Source organism: Oscillatoria sp. HE19RPO (assembly GCF_024220515.1).
GTDB lineage: Bacteria > Cyanobacteriota > Cyanobacteriia > Cyanobacteriales > Laspinemataceae > Laspinema.
Genome location: NZ_JAMXOT010000039.1, coordinates 21,178 through 28,864, shown reverse-complemented (window position 1 = coordinate 28,864; position 7,687 = coordinate 21,178). Strand labels below are relative to the sequence as shown.

At 50.3% G+C, this 7,687-nt stretch carries 4 protein-coding genes; 2 read left to right on the top strand and 2 right to left on the bottom strand.

Annotated features, from left to right (window positions below; translation table 11 throughout):
• Window positions 1-452: 452 nt before the first annotated feature.
• A complete protein-coding gene (locus tag NG833_RS04740) occupies window positions 453-998 on the top strand; it encodes a DUF2854 domain-containing protein (RefSeq protein WP_254564157.1) in 546 nt (181 codons plus the stop codon).
• A 116-nt stretch (window positions 999-1,114) separates the two neighbouring features.
• On the opposite strand, the gene NG833_RS04735 is transcribed toward NG833_RS04740, so the two are convergent.
• Together NG833_RS04735 and NG833_RS04730 are read right to left on the bottom strand one after the other, a co-directional pair.
• Complete coding sequence (locus tag NG833_RS04735; RefSeq protein WP_254564156.1) at window positions 1,115-1,375, bottom strand: chlororespiratory reduction protein 7; 261 nt, start codon at window positions 1,373-1,375, stop codon at window positions 1,115-1,117.
• A gap of 146 nt (window positions 1,376-1,521) precedes the next feature.
• Complete coding sequence (locus tag NG833_RS04730; RefSeq protein ID WP_254564155.1) at window positions 1,522-1,665, bottom strand: hypothetical protein; 144 nt, start codon at window positions 1,663-1,665, stop codon at window positions 1,522-1,524.
• 243 nt (window positions 1,666-1,908) lie between these two features.
• Between NG833_RS04730 and NG833_RS04725 the strand changes: the two genes are divergently transcribed.
• Complete coding sequence (locus NG833_RS04725) at window positions 1,909-7,629, top strand: PAS domain S-box protein (protein ID WP_254564154.1); 5,721 nt, start codon at window positions 1,909-1,911, stop codon at window positions 7,627-7,629.
• Window positions 7,630-7,687: the final 58 nt, after the last annotated feature.

Below are 7,687 nucleotides of genomic sequence, written 5' to 3'. Positions count from 1 at the left end.
CAACAAATAAATCCTCCAAATCCCGATGGTTAAGCACCTAACTGTATGACGCCGCGCAGGCGGGCTTTGTCCGTGTAGCCCCAGGCTTAAGCCTGCGGGTTTTTTGGGTATTTTATTTTTTGGAGTTCCCTTAGGGGATTCCAACAAATAAATCATCCTTGCTTTGATGCGATCGCACCTAACAAGGCTCTTTTAGCCCGCGCAGGCACCGCTTTGTCCGTGTAGCCCCAGGCTTAAGCCTGCGGGTTTTTTGAAGGTTTTATTTTTTGGAGTTCCCTTATCCCAGAATTCAGACAGGTCTGGCATTCTTGAACCCGACCTATTTTAACAAAGATTAACAAGGGTAACCCTCATCGGCCTGAAAACAACCGGCGAGATCGTTGTAGTGCGATCGCCTACAGGGGACAATAGAACTTTGCACTTTAAGCGCGATCGTTCATTCACTCACTATCATGTTAGCTAAACTTTCTTTGGGAAACCTGGGTTTATCCCTCGGGGGTCTGATCACCGTGATTGGCTTCTACGCTTACTTTAACGACTACGCCACCTTAAATCTGGCCGGATTCTTTTATGGCATTCCCCTGTTACTCGGTGGATTGGCCCTGAAAGCGGCAGAATTGAAGCCCGTCCCTTTCACTCAACCCACTTCCCCGGATATCTTAGAACTGCGAGAAAAACAAGCCACTCAAATCCAAAATCAAATTCGCAAAGATGTCAGGCGCTATCGCTATGGTCAAGATGCTCATTTGGATGATTCCCTGGAACGATTTGGTCTGAATCCCTCCGATGAAGCCCGACCCGTTCTTGTGGGGATTCGAGAAGAGAACTTTGAGGGGTGCTATGCTTTGATTTTAGAATTTGATTCCCCACAATTTCCCTTGGAAATTTGGCAGCAAAAGCAAGAAAAAATCGAAAAGTTTTTTGGCCCAGGCATCTCGGTTCAGTTCACTAATACTGAAGGGAATCACATTGATGTGGCTCTAATTGCTAACCGTTGAGCCTTGACAAACCGAGTAAATTTCCTAGCTAGAAAGACGGGGGTTTTACCCCGTCTTTACTTATTCAAAAATCACATAAAAATCTCATACTCTCCCTGAAAATTGGGTTAAATGATTTACTTTTCGAGGCGGACGACATACCATTGAAAATATTCTCCCGGCCCCAAATCAAATTCACAACTGGTTTCCAAAAGATATTGAGCTTGGGCATCGATAGTGGGAAACTTTTGCAAATCCCGAGGCAAATTATCCTGGCGATCGCCTAAAATTTCTTTGAGCTTGGAGAGCAATTCCTCAGCGGTCAGTAATTGTTCCGGTTGATTGGATTCGAGGACAACAAAATGAGTGGGGTCTTGATACATTAAGGAGTTAGGCATCGTTCTGATTCAGATGACTGGGGTGGATAATGTTGACGGATTCGGGGTCAGGATGTAACTTCAGTGTTGCCCTAAGGGGTAGGATATGTCAGTGCCGCAAGGGAAAGTCGCAAAAGCCCTTTCCTTGGGGACCTAACGCACCATTCTCAAGCAGCATTCCCCAACGGGATGGCGATCGCCACTGGAGACGGGGAACTGGCAATCCCCTGCTTGTTTTCCTCAGAGGGACGAATCCCCCGGGTATCTGCACCTGGTGCAATATTAAACTTTAACAAAGAATCCGGCATCACTGGCTTAAAGCTCCTATAATTTCGCTAAAATTATAGAATAATTGGATCGGGGTTCTATCTGACATTCTTCGATTTTAACTGAAAAAAATGGAAAAGACCGTTCACCGGATTTTACCGTTTGCTCCCTATTCTAAACAACAAAAACAGGTCAGCCCAAGGGAAAGCAGTTCAATCAATAGAAACTCAAAGACAAGGGAACGAGAGACATAAAATGGAGCGCGAGACAATATCCAAGGGGGATAAATGCAGAACCAAATTTTAGGATTGTTTACAAACCCAGCGATCGCCAATCTGCCGGGGGAGAGTTTACTCTCATTTATCCCTCACGGGCATTGTTACTTGTGGAAGCCGTGGTTAGTCGGGCTTCATGTTGGTTCCGACGCCCTGACTGCCCTGTCCTATTTTGCCATTCCCCTCACCCTGTTATATTTTATCCGGCAGCGAAAAGACCTGCCCTTTAGTTGGATTTTTGGATTATTTGGGGCATTTATCATCTCCTGTGGGACCAGCCATTTCATGGAAATCTGGACCCTGTGGCATCCGGACTATTGGCTATCCGGGGGAATCAAAGGGATCACCGCCGGAGTCTCCCTCGCCACGGCGATTTTACTGGTTCCCCTGATTCCCAAAGCCTTGGCATTGGCGTCCCCAGAGCAGTTAGAGCAAGCCAACCAACAACTCCAGACAGAAATCGGACAACGGCAGCAGGTGGAAACCGCGTTGCGGGAAAACGAATTGGAACTAGAAAAGCGGGTTGCCGAACGAACCGAACAATGGCAAACCGCCAACGAGGAATTGCGGGGAGAAATTAACGAACGCAAACGGATAGAAGTAGCACTACGCGAGAGTACATCCCACTTCCAAACCCTGGTTAAACAAGCCCCGGTGATTCTCTATGCCACCGATCGCAATGGCATCATTACCCTATTGCAAGGAAAAAACCTGCACTCTTTAGGGTTGAATCCAGAAACAGCGATCGGTGCATCCATTTTCGACTGGTACGGCGATGCTCCGAGTATCCTCAACCAGATCCAGCAGGTATTTAACGGTCAAGAAGAAAACTGGATTGGCAATTGGAATGGCTTAATTTATGAACATAAATTGACCCCAATTTGGGAAGAAAGCGGCACCATGACTGGGGTGATCGGCGTCGCCACGGACCGGACAGAACAGGTGCGATCGCAAGAAGCCCTTCGCCAAAGTGAAGAACTCTATCGCACCCTCAGCCAGAACTTTCCCCAGGGTGCAGTCTTCCTCCTAGACCGAAATCAACGGTTTTTACTCGCAGAAGGGTCAGGTTTAGAGACTGCCAGACTTTCTAAAGCATTCGTAGAAGGCAAAACCCTCAGTGAAGTGTTTTCAGGGGAAGCCCGAACCCTCTTAGAACAGAGTATTCAGGATCTTGAGCGCAACTCAACCTCAGTCATCCAAGAAATGCCCTGGAATGGCCGGTGGTACCTCACCCATACCGTGCCCGTGCGAACCGAAACCAGCCCAATCGACTCCGTGATGATCGTGGCTCAGGATATCACCGATCGCAAAAACGCCGAACAGGAGCGCGATCGGTTCTTCACCCTCTCCCTGGATATGCTCTGTATCGCCGGATTCGATGGATATTTCAAACGCCTCAATCCTGCCTGGGGAAAAATCCTCGGTTACACCGACGAAGAACTATTCTCTCAACCCTTTATCGAATTCGTCCATCCCGACGATCGCGCCGCCACTTTAGCCGAAAGCGCAAAATTGAGCAACTTGAACGTTGACACCCTCGGCTTCGAGAACCGCTATCGCTGCAAAGATGGCTCCTATCGTTGGCTGCGCTGGAACACCACCCCCTTTCGCGAACAAGGATTACTCTACTGTGTCGCCCATGACATCACCCAACGCAAGCAATCCGAAGAAGCCCTAGAAGAAAGCGCCGCCCAACTCCGGATCGTGTTTGAAGGGGCGGGGATTGGCATCGCCCTCGGGACTTTGGACGAGGGACGGATTTTTAAAAGCAATCCCGCCTTTGAGAAAATGCTGGGATACTCTGGAGCCGAACTCTCGACCATGAGCTTTTCTGACTTCACCGATCTGGAAGATTTACAGAAAGAACTCCCCCTCTTTCAGGCCGTAGTAGCCGGTGAGTCCCCCAGCTATGAAATCCAGAAGCGCTATATTTGCAAGGATGGATCTCGGATCTGGGTTGATGTGACCGTTTCCATCATTCGGGATGCCAATGGCAATCCTAAATTTGCCGTAGGGATGGTTCAGGATATTACTGAACGCTTTGAAGCCGCCGAAGCCTTACGCCAGAGTGAAGAAAAATATCGCTCCGTGGTGGATAACATTAAAGAGGTGATTTTCCAGACCGATGCTCAGGGTTCCTTCACCTTTCTCAATCCAGCTTGGGAGGAAATTACTGGATTTGAGATTGACCAGACCCTGGGTACGTCCTGGTTGAATTACATTTATCAATCCGATGTCCCTCCCTTTTCCCAATATTTAGAAGCACTCATTTCTGGAGAACAGCAGAACTGTGAAGATGAGATGCGATACCGAACCCAAGCGGGAGGCTACCGTTGGATTGAAGTCTTTGCCCGAGGGAGTCGCAATCACGCCGGAGAGTTGACCGGGATTAGTGGCACCCTGAATGATATTACCTTCCGCAAACAGGCCGAGTGGGAAAAGACCCAATTAATTGCCTCCCTGAAAGAGAGTGAGGCAGCGATTCGGGCGCTCTATTCTGTGAGTGCCGATCGCAGTCTGGACTTTGATACCAGGCTCTCACGAATGTTAGAGATGGGATGTCGGCGCTTTGGCTTGGAAATTGGCATGGTAGGCCGGTTGGACAGCCCGAGGGAGAGTCGAGACGGGATGGATCGCGCTTCTACCCTTGAGGCGATCGCCTTGCAATTACCCTCGAATAGTTTAATTCCCTTGACCAAAGGGGATGCCTTTAAATTAGACCTCACCTATTGCTCCGTTGCCACCCGAGAATCCGAACCCGTCTGCATCCCCTCAGCCCGAGAATCCGAATGGCGCGAGCATCCCGCCTATAAAACTCGGGGATTAGAAGCCTATCTGGGAGTGCGACTGCTCGTCTCCGGAGAGGTTTACGGTTGTCTGAGCTTTTCCTCACCCCAACCCAGGACTCATCCCTTTAAATCGGTAGATCAAGAGTTGTTGAAACTGATGGCCCAATGGATCGGGGGTGAGATCGAGCGGAATCAGGCACAAATCGCCCTCCAACAGCAACTCCATCGCAGTCTACTCCTGGGCCAAATCAGCCGGGAAATCCGCCAAAGTTTAGACGCTCAAAAGATTTTTCACACCACCGCCACTCAAATTGGTCAGGCATTTGGGGTGAATCGCTGTTTGATTCATAGTTACATCCCCACGGACCCCCCGAGAATGCCCTTAGTGGCGGAGTATTTAGAGCCTGGATTTCAATCCATGATGAACTTTGAAGTGCCTGTAGTGGGGAATCCTCATGCGGAACAACTGGTCGCCTTCGATACGGTGCTGGTTTCCCATGATGTCTATAAGGACCCCCTGCTCAAAGGAGCAGAGGAGATGTGTCGGCAGGTTGGAATCAAGTCCATGTTAGCGGTGCGAACCTCCTATCAGGGGATACCCAATGGGGTGATCGGGATACATCAGTGCGATCGCTTCCGACGCTGGACTCGTGAAGAAATTGAGTTGTGTGAAGCTGTTGCCGAACAAGTGGGAATTGCCCTCGCTCAAGCTCGACTCCTGGAACAGGAAACCCTCGCCCGTCAGGAAATAGCCAGCAAAAGCCAAGCCGCATTGCAAGCACAAGAAGCCGCAGAAGCGGCTAACCGCGCCAAGAGTGAATTCCTCGCCACCATGAGCCACGAAATCCGCACCCCGATGAATGCGGTGATTGGCATGACGGGGTTGCTGTTGGATACGCCCTTGAATGCCGATCAGCGCGACTTTGTGGAAACGATTCGCACCAGTGGCGATGGCTTGCTGACGATTATTAACGACATCCTGGACTTCTCCAAGATAGAGTCCGGGAAGATGGACCTGGAGGAACATCCGTTTAATCTGCGTACCTGCATCGAGGAATGTCTGGATTTGGTCGCTTCTAAAGCCGCAGAAAAACAACTCGAACTGGCTTATTTATTCGGTCCCCAAACTCCCGAAGGCATCATCGGCGATGTCACCCGCTTGCGTCAAATCTTGGTGAATCTACTCAGTAATGCGGTCAAGTTTACCCAAGAAGGGGAGACGATTGTCTCGGTAAATGCGACGTTGGTGCAGGATGCCGAGTTGGGGAACCCGATGGACAATGGCACCGAGAGGGGGATTTATCAAATTCACTTTTCTGTGAAAGATACTGGGGTGGGAATTCCCCCCGATCGCATGAATCGCCTATTTAAGTCGTTTTCTCAGGTGGATTCTTCCACGACGCGCAAATATGGGGGTACGGGTTTAGGGTTGGCGATCGCCAAGCGTCTGAGCGAACTGATGGGCGGTACGATGTGGGTGGAAAGTCAAGTCGGCGTCGGTTCGACGTTCCATTTCACCATTCAGGCGGCAGCCACTTCGGATTTGGCCTCGGTGAGTCCAGACGATGAAGTGCCGCAACTCACGGGTAAACATTTACTGATTGTGGATGATAATGCTACTAATCGCCTGATTCTCACCCGCCAAGCTCAATCCTGGGGAATGCTAACCACAGCCGCAGCTTCGGGCCCCGAAGCGTTGGCTGGGTTGCAAGATTCGGATACCCAGTTTGATCTGGCTATTTTGGATATGCAGATGCCGGATATGGATGGGTTGGCCCTAGCTGCGGCGATTCGTCAACTCCCCGATGGCGATCGCTTACCTTTGGTGATGTTGACTTCTCTGGGTTGGCAACCCGTTTCTCGGGAAGCGTCCGGAATCGATTTTGCGGCGTTTTTGAGTAAGCCGATCAAGCAATCTCAACTGTTTGATATCTTGGTTGGGATTTTCTCTCGGCAATCGAATGGGAAGGATTCAAAGGGCCGTCGCGCTCCCGCTTTCCCGCGTCAGTCTACGCCGCTCAAGAGCGATCGCCTGCTGAAGATTCTGTTAGCGGAAGATAATGTGGTCAACCAAAAGGTGGCATTGCGGATTTTAGAACGGATGGGATATCGCGCCGATGTCGCCAGTAACGGATTGGAGGCGATCGCCGCTCTGAATCGTCAAAGCTACGATGTCATCCTCATGGATGTACAAATGCCGGAAATGGATGGGTTAGAAGCAACCCGTCACATCTGTAAGGAATGGACTCTGCGCCGGGATGTTTCCCCGATGGGACGCCCTTGGATTATTGCCATGACGGCGAATGCCATGCAAGGCGATCGCGAAATCTGTCTGCAAGCAGGAATGGATGATTACATCAGCAAACCGATTCGCATGGAAGCCCTCGCTCAAGCACTCGCTGGATGTCATCTCTATTCCGAATCCATACCTGTGCCAGAGACATCCGATGTATCCACCCCACCGGAGTCTGTCTCTCCCCCATCTCCCCCATCTCCCCCATCTCCCCCATCCACCCCATCCACCCCATCCCCCAATTCTCCCATGTCTAATTCTTCATTGTCTGACCCCAATTCTGAACCGCCCATTGATGTCAAAGCGTTGCAAAACTTACGAGAAATGGTGGGGGAAGATGAGCCCGAAGCCTTTATTGAAGTGGTTGAGAGTTATCTCAAGGATTTACCCAATCTGTTAGAAACCCTGGAAACTGCTTTGCAGCAACAAGATGCTCCCACCCTCCATCGATCGGCTCACACTTTAAAATCAACCAGTGCCACCCTCGGCGCGAAACCCTTGGCGCAATTGAGCAAACAGCTAGAAAAGCTCGGACGAACGAGTTCCGAAGAAGGAACGCTCTTACCGTCAGAGGCATTGGCACTGGTGCGATCGATTTACTTGGAGTACGAACGCCTCAAGCCAGCTTTACAAGCTGAGTTGCAGCGATGAAAACCCGGATTTAGGATTGACCCCCGTCCAGGTTCAAAACTCTCAATGGAGCCACGGC

Excerpts from the sequence above, each read along its gene's own strand:
- NG833_RS04740 (WP_254564157.1), top strand. The coding sequence starts at position 453 with ATGTTAGCTAAACTTTCTTTGGGAAACCTGGGTTTATCCCTCGGGGGT.
- NG833_RS04735 (WP_254564156.1), bottom strand. The coding sequence starts at position 1,375 with ATGCCTAACTCCTTAATGTATCAAGACCCCACTCATTTTGTTGTCCTC.
- NG833_RS04725 (WP_254564154.1), top strand. The coding sequence starts at position 1,909 with ATGCAGAACCAAATTTTAGGATTGTTTACAAACCCAGCGATCGCCAAT.